At 46.0% G+C, this 15,390-nt stretch carries 14 protein-coding genes; all 14 read right to left on the minus strand.

Translation table 11 applies throughout. From position 1 onward, the window contains the following. Positions 1-116: 116 nt before the first annotated feature. Positions 117-2,474, minus strand: a complete 2,358-nt coding sequence (locus ACFPK9_RS08570; RefSeq protein ID WP_377094439.1) for a hypothetical protein — start codon at positions 2,472-2,474, stop codon at positions 117-119. Between the two features lie 93 nt (positions 2,475-2,567). Next, the gene (locus ACFPK9_RS08575) at positions 2,568-3,416 is read right to left on the minus strand and encodes a glycosyltransferase family 2 protein (RefSeq protein ID WP_377094440.1); all 849 of its coding nucleotides are present in this window, start codon (positions 3,414-3,416) and stop codon (positions 2,568-2,570) included. After that, on the minus strand, positions 3,413-4,243 hold the full coding sequence (locus tag ACFPK9_RS08580; RefSeq protein ID WP_377094441.1) for a glycosyltransferase family 2 protein: 831 nt from the start codon (positions 4,241-4,243) through the stop codon (positions 3,413-3,415). Before ACFPK9_RS08580 ends, ACFPK9_RS08575 begins: the two co-directional genes overlap by 4 nt. After that, entirely contained in the window at positions 4,243-4,794 is a 552-nt protein-coding gene (locus ACFPK9_RS08585) for an LbetaH domain-containing protein (protein WP_377094442.1), read from the minus strand. The genes ACFPK9_RS08580 and ACFPK9_RS08585 overlap by 1 nt, the downstream gene beginning before the upstream one ends. A gap of 3 nt (positions 4,795-4,797) precedes the next feature. Then, a complete protein-coding gene (locus ACFPK9_RS08590) occupies positions 4,798-5,982 on the minus strand; it encodes a glycosyltransferase (protein WP_377094443.1) in 1,185 nt (394 codons plus the stop codon). Then, entirely contained in the window at positions 5,979-7,214 is a 1,236-nt protein-coding gene (locus ACFPK9_RS08595) for a glycosyltransferase family 4 protein (RefSeq protein WP_377094444.1), read from the minus strand. The genes ACFPK9_RS08590 and ACFPK9_RS08595 overlap by 4 nt, the downstream gene beginning before the upstream one ends. After that, on the minus strand, positions 7,211-7,801 hold the full coding sequence (locus ACFPK9_RS08600; protein ID WP_377094445.1) for an acyltransferase: 591 nt from the start codon (positions 7,799-7,801) through the stop codon (positions 7,211-7,213). Before ACFPK9_RS08600 ends, ACFPK9_RS08595 begins: the two co-directional genes overlap by 4 nt. Before the next feature lie 3 nt (positions 7,802-7,804). After that, positions 7,805-9,097 carry a hypothetical protein gene (locus tag ACFPK9_RS08605; protein WP_377094446.1) on the minus strand — a complete coding sequence of 431 codons (1,293 nt, stop codon included), beginning with the start codon at positions 9,095-9,097 and terminating at the stop codon, positions 7,805-7,807. Positions 9,098-9,132: 35 nt separating this feature from the next. Further along, on the minus strand, positions 9,133-10,485 hold the full coding sequence (locus ACFPK9_RS08610) for a lipopolysaccharide biosynthesis protein (protein WP_377094447.1): 1,353 nt from the start codon (positions 10,483-10,485) through the stop codon (positions 9,133-9,135). 5 nt (positions 10,486-10,490) lie between these two features. Continuing rightward, positions 10,491-11,489: a hypothetical protein gene (locus tag ACFPK9_RS08615; protein WP_377094448.1), complete on the minus strand. Its 999-nt coding sequence runs from the start codon at positions 11,487-11,489 to the stop codon at positions 10,491-10,493. Next, on the minus strand, positions 11,486-12,199 hold the full coding sequence (locus ACFPK9_RS08620) for an acylneuraminate cytidylyltransferase family protein (protein WP_377094449.1): 714 nt from the start codon (positions 12,197-12,199) through the stop codon (positions 11,486-11,488). The genes ACFPK9_RS08615 and ACFPK9_RS08620 overlap by 4 nt, the downstream gene beginning before the upstream one ends. A 2-nt stretch (positions 12,200-12,201) precedes the next feature. After that, entirely contained in the window at positions 12,202-13,746 is a 1,545-nt protein-coding gene (locus tag ACFPK9_RS08625) for an N-acetylneuraminate synthase family protein (protein WP_377094450.1), read from the minus strand. After that, the gene (locus tag ACFPK9_RS08630; protein WP_377094451.1) at positions 13,694-14,368 is read right to left on the minus strand and encodes an inositol monophosphatase family protein; all 675 of its coding nucleotides are present in this window, start codon (positions 14,366-14,368) and stop codon (positions 13,694-13,696) included. Before ACFPK9_RS08630 ends, ACFPK9_RS08625 begins: the two co-directional genes overlap by 53 nt. 11 nt (positions 14,369-14,379) lie before the next feature. After that, entirely contained in the window at positions 14,380-15,348 is a 969-nt protein-coding gene (locus ACFPK9_RS08635) for an SDR family NAD(P)-dependent oxidoreductase (RefSeq protein ID WP_377096594.1), read from the minus strand. Between the last annotated feature and the right edge of the window lie 42 nt (positions 15,349-15,390).

The raw sequence follows: 15,390 nt of genomic DNA on the forward strand, positions 1-15,390 counted from the left end.
ATCTTTCTATTCTAGTTTTTATAGTCTAACAGCAGACGGCGAACTTATAAACACCTGATCAAAACAACGCAAGTGCCACTTCTCTGAATAATCTAATCTTCTACGAATTCTACGCATTATTCAGCCCAAGGGTTTTGCCCCTTCATAAAAAAGGGCTTAGTCCCATTGATATATTCTAAGGCATCCTGTTCATTCATGGGTCTAAGAGGCCACTCGTTAATAGGCGTTTGGCTTCCTACATTAAATATCCCATTTTCTATAAAAGGCGTCCCATCAGGAAACTCTCCTTTATAAATTGTTCCATCGGCTCCGGTCGCCTCTGCATTTGGATTGATGCGGAAGTCTCCATTAGCTGGCGCATCAATCCCACCTAACCAAAAATTCTCAGCCTGTTCCTCCGTAAGCCATAAACTGTTGGCATCTGCGTTCACTGCAGACTGCCAACTTGCCAGAGTGGAATACTCAGTTGCCCCAATTCGACACTCCACTTCTTTACCTCCTGGAACATAATAAATATTATGATCTCCTGAATAATTCTCTGCAGATTCTATAAAACGTAGATGTTTTTGCCCAAATAACACACAATTTTGCATCCTCACAGAGGGACTACCAGTAAAACTCCGTATCAAGTGACCCCTCAATGCATTTTTAGAATAATAAATATTATTGAGCAGCACTAAGTCTCCTGAAACTCTGCACAATTCGTCATTATAGAAATCTACCAACAATGTAAACACACTGTTAGACCAAGTACCGCTACCTCCATGGCCTCCATTTTTACATATCAGCCAACTACCATCCCCTCCGTGTGTAAACAGAGGACGGGCGGCGTTAGGCTCAATTGATTCAAAATATGTTTCAGTGATCTGAGCTTGCTCCGCTTCTAGCTTGATATTCCCCATCGTTATCGACCGCCCTACAAAAACTTTCTTATAAAGATTGCCTCTAGAATCATGGTTAAATATTTGCGAACCAACTGACTCTAATTCATTATGTTTAATATGCACGATGTTAGTCGCTGATAGCTCTTTATCCGTGCCGTCTGGGTAATAAAATACATAACTCGAATCAAATGCCTCAAACGGCGTTGGAGCTGCCTTACCATAAGCAACTACGTTATCAATTTCACCATAAGCAAACAATCCGTTATGCTTGTGACCATTACTCATAATACAATTGGACACTTTCGCTTCAGACCCACTCAGATCCAGTGAGCCATTATTCCCTAAATTACACCGAGTATGAACCCCATCTATCTCCACAAATGATGCTACCCCATAAGAAGTCTGGATCGCATCGCGGCGTGATATTTCAATTAAATCTTCAAAGTCACTGCCGTTAGGATTAACGTATATCCAAGGTGAGCTCTCATTCAGTAAACTTGGGTCATCCGCCGTATAAGACCCTTCTATTTGCTCTAACATCTGGAGTCGTGCTGACAACTGAACAGAATTGTCTCCATCAATTTGCACCATCGTCTTCCCTTCTTCCCATAATGCGACGCGCCCAGACCTAGCCGCGCCTGTATAATTAGGATTAGAAATTTTATACACATTTTGATATCCATCCACCTGCATAAAATCACCGTTGAGATAATCTGCACCATCGATCACTGGTAATTCAGCACAAAATTCATCTCCTTCCCATGCAGCTATTCTTGGAGGGTTTTGATTAAACCAGTAATCTAAATTGATCGATTCTTTCCAACGCCCTCCTCGTTTTAGAAAAATAGTCAACCTTTCTGCTTCTTCTCCATCAGGTAAATACGACTGATTAAGAGTCAAAGACTGGGCAATCTCACAAGCTTTACCCAATGTTTGAACTGGGTTCGATGTATCTAATCCATGATTAGTATCATCACCTTCTGGGTCTACATAAACCGAACTTGCCTGTAGATAAGAATAAGTCACCACTTGTTCGCCATCCCACTGCAGAACAATCTCTGGGTAAAAGGGCCTCCCCCTCCACTTCGAATCACCTGATCGATTGTGATAATAAAGCGTGCCTGCTTCTTTTTGCGGGATACTATCTATATATTCGCTGAAATGATCAATACGGGGAGCATTCATCGTTATTGCAAGCTCTTCAACCTGCTCCAAATTTACAGCTGCTTCATTAATATATGGCCGTAGCCTATAAAAGCTCTGATTCGAATCGACATCTATATCGTAAAGATTTGTAGATTGAGCACTGAAAGGAATTCCCACATCCAAAAAAGCACTCAGATTGTCCGATTTCTGCAAAATATACATTGCGTCTCCCTCTACCTCTAAGCAGAGCTCTAACTCTCCCTTCTCCATATCTACTGATGTAACCGTCAAGCTCTCTTTGGCTGCGCTAAACACGTGAGATGACAAGTAAACAAGAATCACAAAAATGTAATATCGGCAGAAAGGCATTGTTTCTTCTAAGCAATCTATATTTATCCCGCTCCGATTCATCATTAACTCCAAATAATCACACAGATTATTCAAAACAACAAATGACCGTCATAGTGCAAAATTAAATAATCTCTTTTCTCATCCTTCCTCTATATTCAAAAAATAAAGAGTCCAGATTCCAGCAGATTACTTACTTCCCAAAAACTGCGGAATCTTGGAAAAGTTTTTCCAAAGGAGTGTGCTCACTCCTAAGCCATTCTTCAGCATCACTGAATAATCTTCCTTCGACTTCTGAATGATATTTTTCAGATTCCGATTACTCACCCCACCAGTCCGCATCATCATCAACACCTTCGGCAGATACTTCGCATGCAACTTATGCTTCCATAAATAACGCACCATACTGTCGTAGTCTGCCGCTATCTTATACTGCAGATCAAATCCACCCAGCTCTTCATAATATTTTCGGCGCATGTAAAACGAGGGATGCGGTGGCATCCAACCCTTCTTAAAATTCTCCCGATCGTACTCACCACTGCTCCAATGGCGAACAACGCGAAAGCTTTCGTTCGAGTTTTCCGTCTTCAGTGTTCCGTTTTCCGACTCAACTTCCTGCGACTCCGTCGCAGCACCCTCAACTTTCTCCTTTCTCCTTTCTCCTTTTTCCTGTCGCTCCGCGACATACTCCAAATCCCCATACACCGCATCCACTGCAGAATCCTTAAAAACCTCGGCCACCTCACTCAACACCGAGCTATCCGGATAAAAATCATCCGAATGCAATAAGCCAATCACCTCTCCCGTCGCATTCTTAAGCCCCTTGTTGAGTGCATCATAGATCCCCTTATCTGACTCAGAAATCAGAATGTCTGGCTGACGAGCCGACGATTTCAACACGTCCAACGTCCCATCCGTCGAACCTCCATCGATCACTACCCACTCAATATCCGCGTAGTCCTGCTGCGCCATCCGCTTACAGGCCTCTGCCATCGTGTCCTCGCGATTATACACCGCCGTGATTATGCTAAGTTTCATGACTTTGCTTCTAAAATTTTAAAGCGAATATCGCTGAAGTATCTGTACTTCATTGAGGCAAACCTCCAACCTATCACCCCATCTAAAAAACCAAATTTGGCGACATAGGTGACAAAAAAGTAGAAAGGTGCGAACCACCACTCTTTTAAATGCTTATATTTAAACTGTTGGCGACTATTAAGTCCCTCCCACTCACTCAGATCTGCCTCCTCTAACCAGAGGTAGCGGCGCATTTCCCAATCGGAATACTCATTATGCTTACCAATATAATGCTTTAATCCCCGGTAATCCTTATGCTCAATCAGACTTTGAACCTCACCAAGTGGACCTTCTAACACAGGATGCTCATGCACCTCCATATCCAAGTGAGTCCACGCATCCTCAGGAAAACGTTCATATTCACCTGCACTGCGCTTGAAGAATGCTAATTTCCTAAATTTATCACCATGCTTCAGCTCACAGCCCATGAACCAGTTAGAGTAGTTTAACCAACAACCTACTACCCTATCCTGCTTCACCACACTTGTTATTTCAGCAATGAAGGCCGGGGAGATGATTTCATCCGCATCTAAAAAGAGCACCCAATCAGTCTGAAAAACATAATTTCTCAAACACCAATTCCGCTTCTTAGGAAACTTCCCATCCCACTCAAAATGAACCACCTCAGCTCCATGCTCTCGCGCAATAGAACAAGTAGCATCCTCACTGCCAGAATCGATCACCACGACCTGCATGAAAGCAGAACCTATCGCCTCCAAACAACGCGCTAAATTCTTCTCCTCATTCTTCACGGGTACACAGACCGTGACTGCTAATTTTTCATCCATCAGTTTTGTTCCTTAATCACACGTTGTTTTAAATACTTAGCTGGGTTACCGCCATAGATCCCCCACGCTTCTAAATCTCTCACAGCTACTCCGCGAGCCGCTAACACAGCCCCCTCACCCATAGTCACTCCCGGCCCCACAAAGGCCTCAGCACACACCCACGCATGCTCCTCTATGCGAATCGGAGCATGGATAAGCGGCTTCTCCAGCAAACTTACCTCATGCGAGGCCGAGCACAAAAAGCTGCGCTGACTCACCGTCGCATACTTTCCCAAATAAATCGGCGCCACGTTGTAGCAATCCACACCCTCAGCCAGACACGCAAATGCACCCATCTCCAGATTCCATGGGGCCCACACCTTCACTGAGGGATACACATTCGCACCCTTGGCTAATTTGGCGCCAAACCGCTGTAGCAGCCAGCGCCGCCACCATTGAAATCCCACCCGCGGACTATAACGGAAGAGCACCACATACGTCAGCATCCAGAGACACCGAGCCAGCCTGTTCCACTTGCTCAAATTGTCTACGTAAATCGCCTGCTCGCTCATCCTTTAAAGTTCTATGATTTCAGGTTGCGCAGTCTCTCCTGCCACCCATTGATACACTTCCGCCATTTGCTTAGAAATCTGCTCCCATGTAAACTTGTCTTTCACCAACTGCAGGCCGCGCTCACCGATCTCCTGAACTGCCGCCTCTGGCAGTGAAACCAACTGCTCTAAACCTGCTAATATCGATTCCTTATCAGTCCCTATCTCAATCGCCGCTTCAGCCTCAAAACCTTCTGGTATATTACAAAATTCAGTCATCACCACAGGTAATCCATATGACCAAGCCTCTAACACAGCCATCGGTAAGCCCTCACTATAGCTCGGCAAAATAAATGCATCTGCCACTCGGAGTAATGCCTTTTTCTCATCTCCATAAGTAGAACCATAGAATTCTACTCCACCCTCACTCGCCGTACGCGTCGAGTCATCCCGACGGTCAACCCATGGCACGCCTGCTTTCGTCAATAAATCTTTGAGCTCCTGCTCATGCCCACCCTGATCCCAGCCCGCAATCACAAATTTCCACCCATCTCGCGCAAGCTGTGACCATGCTTCTAATGCATGCACCAAGCCCTTCTTTGGATGGATTCTACCAATAAATACTAAGGTCTTTAAACCACTCTGCTCCTTTTCCGCTCCAGCCCCAATCTCAGGTAAATGAATCCCATTCGGTATCACACATATAGGATTCTTTAAGCCATAAGCACGCATCGACTCCGCCTCTGAACGACACAGCGCATGCAAACACGCTGCATTCTGCAAATGCTTATTTTCATACAACAACCCTGCCACCTTCTTCTTCCATCGCGCGTTCGCCAAGGCCCAAGGATCTAACATTCCCCTCGGCGCCACTAAATAAGGTTTATTCATTTTATCATGCCAGTGATTCACCGCATGTGAACAACCCTGCCAAATCCCTTGCGTGTGTAACACATCACACTCACTAGCAACCAAATCACTCTGCAAGCTAGGGGAATACCCTAGCGCCCCAGGCCCTACCACCTTGTGCACATTAGGCCTAAGAGGCTGCCACTTCACCACATCCTCAGCACTGTGTGCATCCTCTAGACTGAAAACACGACTCTCAAACCCAGCAAGTGCGTTCACCGTCTGCGACAAACTGCGAACACTAAAAAAGAGCCCTCCAGCATTCCTAGATATCGAACCTGATACGTAGCCTACCTTCACGCCGCCCCCCCTTCTTGTAATTCATTTACTAACTCCATAATACCATCTTTCCATGTCTGCTCACTGAGACGCTCACGGTAATCTAAAGCTCCCTGCGCCAACCTATCTCTAAGTTCTCTATTCTCTACCACAGCCTGGATCGCGTCGGCCAAAGCCAGAGCATCTGCTTCCGCTATAATCAAACCTCCCTGCTCATTCTTTATCACAGATCCAGCACTCTTAGTCGTAATCACCGGTAAGCCAGCAAATAATGACTCGTGCACAACTCCAGCGCAGCCTTCTGCCAAACTAGGAAAAGCCATTACATCTGCAGATAAGAACTCTTCCTTCATATCCGGCCGCGCCACTCGACCTAAGAAATGAAGATACTCACACTCAGGCAAACTACGGATAGACTCATCCACTCCGCCTGCCACGCGAAAATCATACTCGCGCCCACGCTCCCGTAAAATCTTAGCCGCTTCAGCCAAATAAGGTAAACCCTTGCGCAAATTCGCCGAACCAGCAAACAGCACCCTCCCCGGCTTTGCCTCATTCACTCGCCCCTCAAAATCAATACCACACCCATACGGTAAAACCCGTACCTTCGAGGCATCAAATCCCTCAAACTCCCGCAAGCCATCCACCACATTTTCACCGGGACAAAGTAAAATGTCTGCCAGCTCTATCATTTCAGTCACTCTGCGCTCGAAATCCTCGCGCTCCACCCGCTCTCTCCCCTCCCACTCTGGCCACTTCTCCCGCTCCGCATTCACCGTGTGATGCCACGTCGGAGTAATGTACACATCATAGATCACCTTCACCCCCTGCGCCTTCGCTTTGCGGATAAAGCGAGGACTCGCCTCAAACAGCATCGCGTAGATCACTTTCACACCACTCAAATCTAAACTCATGCACGACTTCTCGTACTGCTTGAAAATAGGCCCATCAAAATCCCAATGGTCACGCAACACACCTCTCGACGCTAAAAGTTGATAAACCCCAGATAATTCCGAAGTGTGAATTTTCTCCAAAGCCACCCCCCTTGGAGAACGTGTCGACCACTTCTTCAGCACACTCGGTAACAGCGGCTGAGGCAATGCCTTTAAAACCCGTCCTATAGCTCCCGCCCCTGGACAAGTATCTGTCACCACAGAGTGTAAGCTCTTTTCCTCCTGAAGCATCCGCGGTATCGCGAAATGATGCCTCGCTCCCACTTGCAAAACCTGTACTCCCCCTCTCGATTGACTCATACTACTTCCCCTTCGTTTCTCATTTTAATCACTTTAGCCGGATTTCCACCCACTATGGCGTACTCTGGCACATCCTTCGTTACGATCGATCCCGCTCCCACAATCGCGTGACTCCCGATCTTAACTCCCGGCAAAATAATACAACGTGCTCCTATCCACACATCATCGCCCACCACAATAGGCCGCCTCTCAGGCGCCCCCTGCTCACGCATCGGTATATCTAATCTCTCAAAATGATGACTACCAGAAAGCATCATCACCGCCGGTCCCATCATCACGTCCTTACCAATCACCGTGTCGTTACTGATCCAGCTATCAATACTAAATGAAGAATAGTCTCCTATTTCAATATCCACTCCACTGCCAAAGTAAGACCCTCGCCCAATCTTCACATCCTTCCCCATAGAACGAAACATCCGCCGGCAACAAAACTTCCGCAGCGCCCCTGCCAATTTAGATCCTGGCAAAGGGCTCGAGGGCAACCACGTCGCCAACCCATAATACACCAACAACCAAAACGCCCTGAAACCCAACTTCTGACGCTTCAGTACCGATAAGGCATTATCCTTGTAATTTTCTACAGCCATAATTTATCGAGATGGTTTAAATGATTTTGCTTTGAGAACCATTTTACAGAAAAATAAATACACCAAATAAGGTAACAGAGCCAATGTCAGGAAAGTACTCCATGATCCATAAATAAAGAGCAGTGGATAAAAGCCAAACATCACGATAAACACGTAAGATTTAATGTTCTTCGCCAACAACCACGAATCCGTCTCCTTGCGATACAAACGCCCCATAAAGTAATACAACAACAACCCAAACGGACCAAACTCAGAAAAAGAATCAGCAAAGCCACTCTTAGAGATATAACTCAGGTATTCCACGTCGTGCTGAAGAGGGCTACTATAAAGAGCTGCACGTCCATCGTTCAAAAGTAGACTTTGCTTCATTTGGCTTCCCACCAAAAATGCGGGCACATAATGCCATACACACCCATTCCAAATCCCAGCTCCCCAGCGAATAGATCCGTGTTGCACCGCTAGCTTGAATTCTAGTACTGATTGCTCAATTTCCAAGTTTTGTTCACCCGATAGATATTCACCAATCACCTTAGCAGGGGGCTCACGTTCAATAACATCAGACACACTTAAGTTGGGATCCATAAATTGATCCCTATAAGCAGGTAGTAGAATAATAACTACAGGAATGATCAACACCACTAATATAGTGAGCAGCCACCTAGATATCTTATTAACTCTCAAACGCCCTGTTAATAGCAATGGAAACACCGCAGCATACATTGCTACAAAAAGCCACTGCCGTCGCCCTAAAACTATGATGAAGTACGCAATGATAACTCCGCTAAGAATAGCAAAAAACTTAAACCACGCATTTTTTACTCTCAAATTCACCAAACACAGTGACAAAATGAATAATGGCATAGCTAATTTCACCAACATGTATATCAGTGCCATAAAGCCACCAGTAATTCTACCAGCTCCCCCTGGTCCATAAGTAAGGTGATGGCTCAAGACTACAGAAAAACAAGCTACAACTAAACAAGCAAGCCCACTTAAGACCATGTTAGCTCCCCCTAGTCGTATTAAATAGCGCACTTTTTTCAACTCCACCTTTTTGGCATACCCCCAATACGCACAAAGCACGCAGGCAGAAGACCATAATAAATAACCACTTACATCTAAAGTCGTGTGATGTTGTTTACTAACTAAATAAATAATCAATTGGGGCACAACAAAAGCCAATGACCCTAGGCCAAACAAGAACGGTAACTGAAACAATCGAGCTCTTTGTTCCATACCCCATAACACCCCCCTTAAAGCTACGATTACAAAAATTCCTAAACTTATATACTCCATATCACTCTTTTTTCTGATTTATTCTTCAGCGCTCATTAACTTCTTTTCAATTTTTTAAGCACAAATGATATGACATCACGACATTCGCTTAGGTCTTTTGCTGATAGATCAAGCAATTTCATCGAGCTGGGAATCGTATACACAGCGATCAAGCATTCCATCAGCACTAGTCCACACAACACCCCGTTCAAACCGAACTGCATGGATAAGGCATAGGCTACCGCCACTCCTATACAGGTAAAGACTAAGGAAAGGATATTAAACCATCCGGGACAGTTCGCTGCGCGAAATGACATCCCAGCAGTCCACCACAAACTGCGCACCAAAAGCACCACCCCAAAGAGCAACCACAGCGAAAAGCTCGGCTGAAACACTCCACCTGTCCACAAGGCAAACACGAAAGGACCAAGCAATACAAAGCCACCCGCAGCTATAGAACCCAGCAGTCCAGCACTCAGCATCCCCACGCCATAGAGCATGGAGACACGCTCTTGCCTCTTCTCCGCAATTGCAATCTGTAACTCAGGAAACAAGCTCGCATTGATCGTGCTCAGTACTTGGTGCGCGGCATTCACGAGAGTCCGCATACTGTTAAACAGAGCCACAGCTTCCGCGCCTAACACCACCCGCACCACCAACGATGCGCCTTGCAAAGAAATACCTTGTTGCAGCGGTGTCAGCATATAGGCAAAGCCTTTCGTCGCCAATGGACGAATCACCGACCATTGCTTAATCAGCTTGCCGCGGCCCAGATCTACCACTGTCCGCTGTCCGATTACCCAGACGGTCACTAAAAACACCACACTTACGCCGAGATCTGCCACCGCATACTCGATAGCTCGACCACCTGATAACAAAACCACACAACCTACCACTATGCGGATCACACTAAACACTGTAAAGAAATTGATGTATTGGTGTGCCTTACGAATCGCCCGAAATTGAGCCTCACCCAGTGACAAAAAGAAACCCAAGAGCCGAGATAAAATCAAAAGCATCAGGGCTGTAATCGCCACATCCTCTGGCAATGCAATTTTTTCAAACCCTCCTATAGCATGCACGATTCCTACCACAGCACTGGTACCCATCAAGACGACCACACAACAGAGCGCAATGAGACACACCGCCGTTTTCAGCAGATCCGCAGCCTGCTGCTTCTCCCCTGCTGCATACTTCAACACAAAAGCATTCCCAAACGCTGTGCCGAACCCTAAGTCCGTCAGTGCGATCGCTGCCGGTATCGCTGTCAGAGTCAGCCATTCACCATAATACTCAGCCCCCCAGGCACTCAGAAAAAACGGCACTAAAAATAAGTGCTGACCAGCGAGAACTAGCTTCTGCAACACAGTCGCTATTCCGTTCTTCGCAATGTTTTTCTTCACGCTCATGCTGCCTATCTATCTTGCATCGCCTGATTCTCAGGCAGCACAGTGACTCCAATCTTACTTAAAGTCCTAGCAGCCAAGATCCTGTAAATAGGGCCAAACACCTTTGAAAGAGCTGGTGCTGAATAACAGCTCACCTTAATCTCAGGTTCTAAACAACGCGCCCAACAAACCACTGTGCTCTCATAAGAAACCACCTCAGATACCCATCCCGATAGTAACACATCTTCAGCAGAAATTTGAATGTCAGTAGCATGAGCAATCCCATCAACGATGATTTCCCTATTTTTTGAAGTGGCCCAGAAAGACGATATCCCCAGCTCTTTTGCCATTTTTTCCGCAGAATAACCAAAACCTCCAATCAAAAGCGGCCTCTTCTCAGTACCAGCGTAGCTATCTAATACTTCTCTCTTAGCTACACCGAGTACTGGTCTTGTCACACTTCTCGTACGTTTTACAAAGGGATTAGCTAGATACTCAGCCAGCGGATAATAATTCTCGTCAGGTTTGTGTAAAAGCGCATACAGCGGTGTCAGCAACACTGCCGGTAAGGATTTCCAACTCAATCTCCTATACCCCAATGCATATCCAAGCAGACCAAATGAATCAGGTAAACCTTCACTCAAATGCACCGTGCGCACACCTGCTTTCACAGCCCGCGGAATATGAGCCAGCGAAACCCCTTTCTTGCCACGGCCTACGCCGAGCAACCTCCATGGATACATGTACTGAATAAAGGGAGCTGCAAGCGTATCCCCAATTTTCAGCTCGAGCGCGCATCGCCCAACTGCATCCATCCATTCCTGCTTGCTGCCATGAGCAACAATCGTCACATCCCTCTTCACAGGCAGCTCATCTACCACCTTTTCAACGGATTGCTGATTGTTTCTGCGATCTTCAATAATATGAAAAATGATCTCATCATAGCTATCCTCAGTCAGTAGAGACCAAGCCTCCAGCCAATCAGAGTATTTCACCATCGCTATGACTAACTTCTTTGACATCATTCAGCGTGAGTTCTCAGCCACTCCTCAGTTCGCGCAATGTCCTCCAATGTGTGAACATCAAAGCACCCCTCACCGATGTATGGTCTAATGGTTTTACCCATACATGGCCAAGGGCCATCACCTAAACCTTCTGAGCGGACCACATCCAAATTGATCGCCCAAAATGAATGATCAAAGAACACAGCCTTTGGCAAATCTTGGCGATTAGCAGACACCTTTCCTCCCGGAGGAAGGACAGGATCTAAGAGCCCATCACCATTAATAAAGGACGCTCTGTACGGATGGTACTCGTCGTGATAATGCGCCGGAATCACAGACGATAATTCAGGATTCTCCATCAAAATGGACAGACAATCATCAATCATGGCACTAGTGATCGTGCCCACATTAGCATGCAGCAACACCAAATATTTCACAGGTGACTCAGACTCGATCACATCGAGTGCGTGGAATACCGCGTCACTACTCTGAGCTGTATCAGAAGCTAACTCATCCGGCCGCATAATAGGCTTGAATCCATCTTGCTCAGCTGTCTCTAGAATCAACGTATCATCACTACTCGTAAAACACCTTCCTATATACTTAGATCCCTGAGCAGCTACTGCAGGATAATGGAGTAAAGGTTTTCCTAAAACAGGGAGAACATTCTTGTTTTTTAGAGAACTCCCACCACGCCCAATCATTAAAGCAACACAATTTTGATCCTTCATAACTATGATTTCACCGCGTATTTATGATGTTCACAATCTAGGATTTTTTTCTCGCCAGAGCCCACCATTTCTTCAGCGATGCGCACATCCTGAATAAATTTGGCAAATTCGTTCGTGCGTAGATCTAGGGCCACCTTATCAAAATGCACCCAGTCGACATCGCCTAGTTTGACGTGCTTTTCTAACATTTTCGCACCGCTCGCCACTGCCAACATACAGCCGACAGAACCGATGTCGTGACTCGAATAACCAGGAATGATGCGCTTATCCTCTCGAGCAAGCGCATTGTACTCCCCAACAACCGCAATGTTACATGCCTCGCGCGGAGTTGGATACGCGGAAATACAATGCAGCAAATACACCGCTTCATTGTGTTTATAGGTATCCATCACGTGGTCGACATACTCTTGCTCAGTATACCCTGTAGAAACCACTACTGCCCCTGTGTAGTCTTCAGAAAGCGCCTTTTGGTAGTCGCGGTGATTAGAAATAGTAGAAGGAATCTTAATCAGGCGTGGGTTAAAACGCTTCAATGCCTCATAGGATGGATAATCCAAGATCGAGCAAAACCACTCGATGTCATGCTTCTTACAGGTAGCATCGAGCAACTCTAGCATTTCATCGTTAAGCTCCACCCCACGGCGGTAATCACCTAGTGTTTTCCCAAAGGGGGAGTAGTAATAACTATTAAGCTGCTCTTCAGTGTAGAAGCTGTCAACATCGCGCTTCTGTACTTTGATCAAATCAGCACCCGCCTCCTTTGCGCGTTCGATCATTTCCACCAAGCGCTCTGGATCACCTAAGTGATTATTCGTGAACTCTGCGACAACCAATACTCGATCGGGATCTTTCAAGTCGATCGGCCCACTCGCTAAAGGTGCTCCAACTCCACAAATCGTCCGATTAAACGCTACTGGAGTAAACTCACTATAAGAAGCTTCTCCCACATGATGTAGACGCAGACGATCTGCTTTTTCAAAATAGTGAACAAACTGCTTAAACTCGTGCTCCTGTGCAGCGATGATCGCTGCGCGCTCATTCGCATTCGTTCCTGACCAGTCTGTGCCAGCCTTCGTCGTCTGAGACGCTGCTTGCGTAGAGAAATCAAAGCCTAGAAAATACACATCGAGAGGCTCTGCAGCATCTTTCTGCGCTAGCAATGCTAACTTAATCGCATTTAACAACACGAAGGACTCATCAAAGAACTCCTCCTTCTCTAGACGAAGAACATTCATGTCCTCGTGATCGAGCTCTATCGGAGTTGGCGCTAGCACCTCATGAGACACCTCTTCAGGCAGAGGCTTTCCAGCTAAATAATAGCCACTGCGAAAGCCGTGTTCCTGCAAGCTATGACGCACCCAGTTGGCACTAAAAATAGCCACGTCACCTGGAACAATACGCTCAGAATCATTGAGGTTAATAATCAACCCTTCTGGCAATGCAGAAGTGTCTATGGCATCCAGGCTTGGCCCTTTGCCAATCACAAAGATCGGTTTACCCTGATACTTTGAAACGATATTTTGTAGTGTGGGGGAGATATTCTCCATGGTATTGTTTGTCGTTTACGATGACATTTAAGCCATGTTCTAATGCTAAGTTTAATCCTGCTAATATATCCCAAGAATTAGCTCCCTTGGGGTTTTCAAAGGTACAAAACGAGCCCTTAAGCACATTCATCATATTGTACACGCAGCATCCTAAAATACGGTACTCAAAACCACGGGTCGCCTGAATGATTTCCTCAATCGTCAATGACGAGGATAAACCGCAAATCCGAGACTCGTGACGCTCAAACACATCTCCAGTCTGCACACATTGCTGCATCTCAGGGCAGAAGACCATCGACTCGAAATGCTTGCCATTCTGGTAATGACTGACCGAGACTCCCCATTCAGCCAAACCACTAGTAAAATTCTCAGTCCCATCAATAGGATCCACCACAAACACATCACTCGAACTGATGTCTACTTCCACATTCTTTAACTCCTCAGAGATCACGATCGCATCAGGATAATGCCCTGCAATCTTCTGCATCACAATATCCTGAACCATCAGATCTCCCTTCGTCACATAAGAACCATCTTCCTTTTCCTCGCGCGTCGCACGTAGAGCCAGAATCTCCTCAAGCTGTTGAAGCACTCCTTCTTGTATTAAATTAAGTACAGACATTTTTCTATTTTCTAACCTTTTTGGTGATCGAAATACGAGGAGTACCACTCCACAAATCGGTCTAAGCCCTCTTTAAGCGAAGTGCGTGGTTGGTAACCCAGCTTCTGCTGGGCCTTGTCAATATCGGCATAGGTCTGATAGACATCTCCTGGCTGCATCGGCAACATTTCCATTTTAGGTTCCACCCCGAGAGCTTTTCCCAGACACTGAATCATGTCCATCAACTGCTCTGGCTGGTTATTGCCTAAGTTAAAGATCTCGTACTGATCGAGCCCGTCTTTAAACATGGCAGCTTCGACACCATCGATAACATCATCGATGTACGTAAAATCACGCTGCATATCCCCATTATTGAAGACTTTAATGCTCTTCCCATTCAACATGGCTTCCGTAAATAACCAGTAAGCCATATCCGGTCTACCCGCAGGGCCGTAAACAGTGAAAAAGCGCAAGCCAATCGTCTGAAAACCATAGAGGTGACTGTAACTATGAGCCATCAATTCATTCGCCTTTTTCGTCGCTGCGTAAAGGCTGACGGGGTTATCTACCGCATCTGCCTCACTAAACGGAATTTTAGTATTACCGCCGTAAACACTAGAGCTAGAGGCATACACCAAACGCTGCACCGCAAAATGCCTGCAGCATTCTAAAATGTTTAAAAAGCCTTTTAAATTACTTTCCTCATACGCATGCGGATTTTCCAAGGAGTATCGCACCCCAGCTTGAGCTGCCAAATGACACACCTTCTCAGGCCTATGCTGCTCAAAAAGCTGATTCATCAACTCTCTATCTGCCACATCACCGCGGACATGCGTATAACGCTCATGCATCTCAAACTCAGAGATGCGATGGTCCTTAATACTCACATCATAGTAAGCATTGTGATTGTCAATTCCGACTACAGTACAACCGGCATCAAGCAAACGCTTGACCACATTAGATCCTATAAAACCAGCAGCACCAGTTACCAAAACTGGCATTTTCGGGGGATTCTTCATATTATTACTTAAACTGCGGCTCAG

This window comes from Rubritalea spongiae, assembly GCF_042652385.1.
GTDB classification, from domain to species: Bacteria; Verrucomicrobiota; Verrucomicrobiia; order Verrucomicrobiales; family Akkermansiaceae; genus Rubritalea; species Rubritalea spongiae.

Excerpts from the sequence above, each read along its gene's own strand:
- ACFPK9_RS08635 (WP_377096594.1), bottom strand. The coding sequence starts at position 15,348 with ATGCCAGTTTTGGTAACTGGTGCTGCTGGTTTTATAGGATCTAATGTG.
- ACFPK9_RS08585 (WP_377094442.1), bottom strand. The coding sequence starts at position 4,794 with ATGAGCGAGCAGGCGATTTACGTAGACAATTTGAGCAAGTGGAACAGG.
- ACFPK9_RS08620 (WP_377094449.1), bottom strand. The coding sequence starts at position 12,199 with ATGAAGGATCAAAATTGTGTTGCTTTAATGATTGGGCGTGGTGGGAGT.
- ACFPK9_RS08630 (WP_377094451.1), bottom strand. The coding sequence starts at position 14,368 with ATGTCTGTACTTAATTTAATACAAGAAGGAGTGCTTCAACAGCTTGAG.
- ACFPK9_RS08610 (WP_377094447.1), bottom strand. The coding sequence starts at position 10,485 with ATGAGCGTGAAGAAAAACATTGCGAAGAACGGAATAGCGACTGTGTTG.
- ACFPK9_RS08615 (WP_377094448.1), bottom strand. The coding sequence starts at position 11,489 with ATGATGTCAAAGAAGTTAGTCATAGCGATGGTGAAATACTCTGATTGG.
- ACFPK9_RS08625 (WP_377094450.1), bottom strand. The coding sequence starts at position 13,746 with ATGGAGAATATCTCCCCCACACTACAAAATATCGTTTCAAAGTATCAG.
- ACFPK9_RS08595 (WP_377094444.1), bottom strand. The coding sequence starts at position 7,214 with ATGAGTCAATCGAGAGGGGGAGTACAGGTTTTGCAAGTGGGAGCGAGG.
- ACFPK9_RS08605 (WP_377094446.1), bottom strand. The coding sequence starts at position 9,097 with ATGGAGTATATAAGTTTAGGAATTTTTGTAATCGTAGCTTTAAGGGGG.
- ACFPK9_RS08575 (WP_377094440.1), bottom strand. The coding sequence starts at position 3,416 with ATGAAACTTAGCATAATCACGGCGGTGTATAATCGCGAGGACACGATG.
- ACFPK9_RS08580 (WP_377094441.1), bottom strand. The coding sequence starts at position 4,243 with ATGGATGAAAAATTAGCAGTCACGGTCTGTGTACCCGTGAAGAATGAG.
- ACFPK9_RS08600 (WP_377094445.1), bottom strand. The coding sequence starts at position 7,801 with ATGGCTGTAGAAAATTACAAGGATAATGCCTTATCGGTACTGAAGCGT.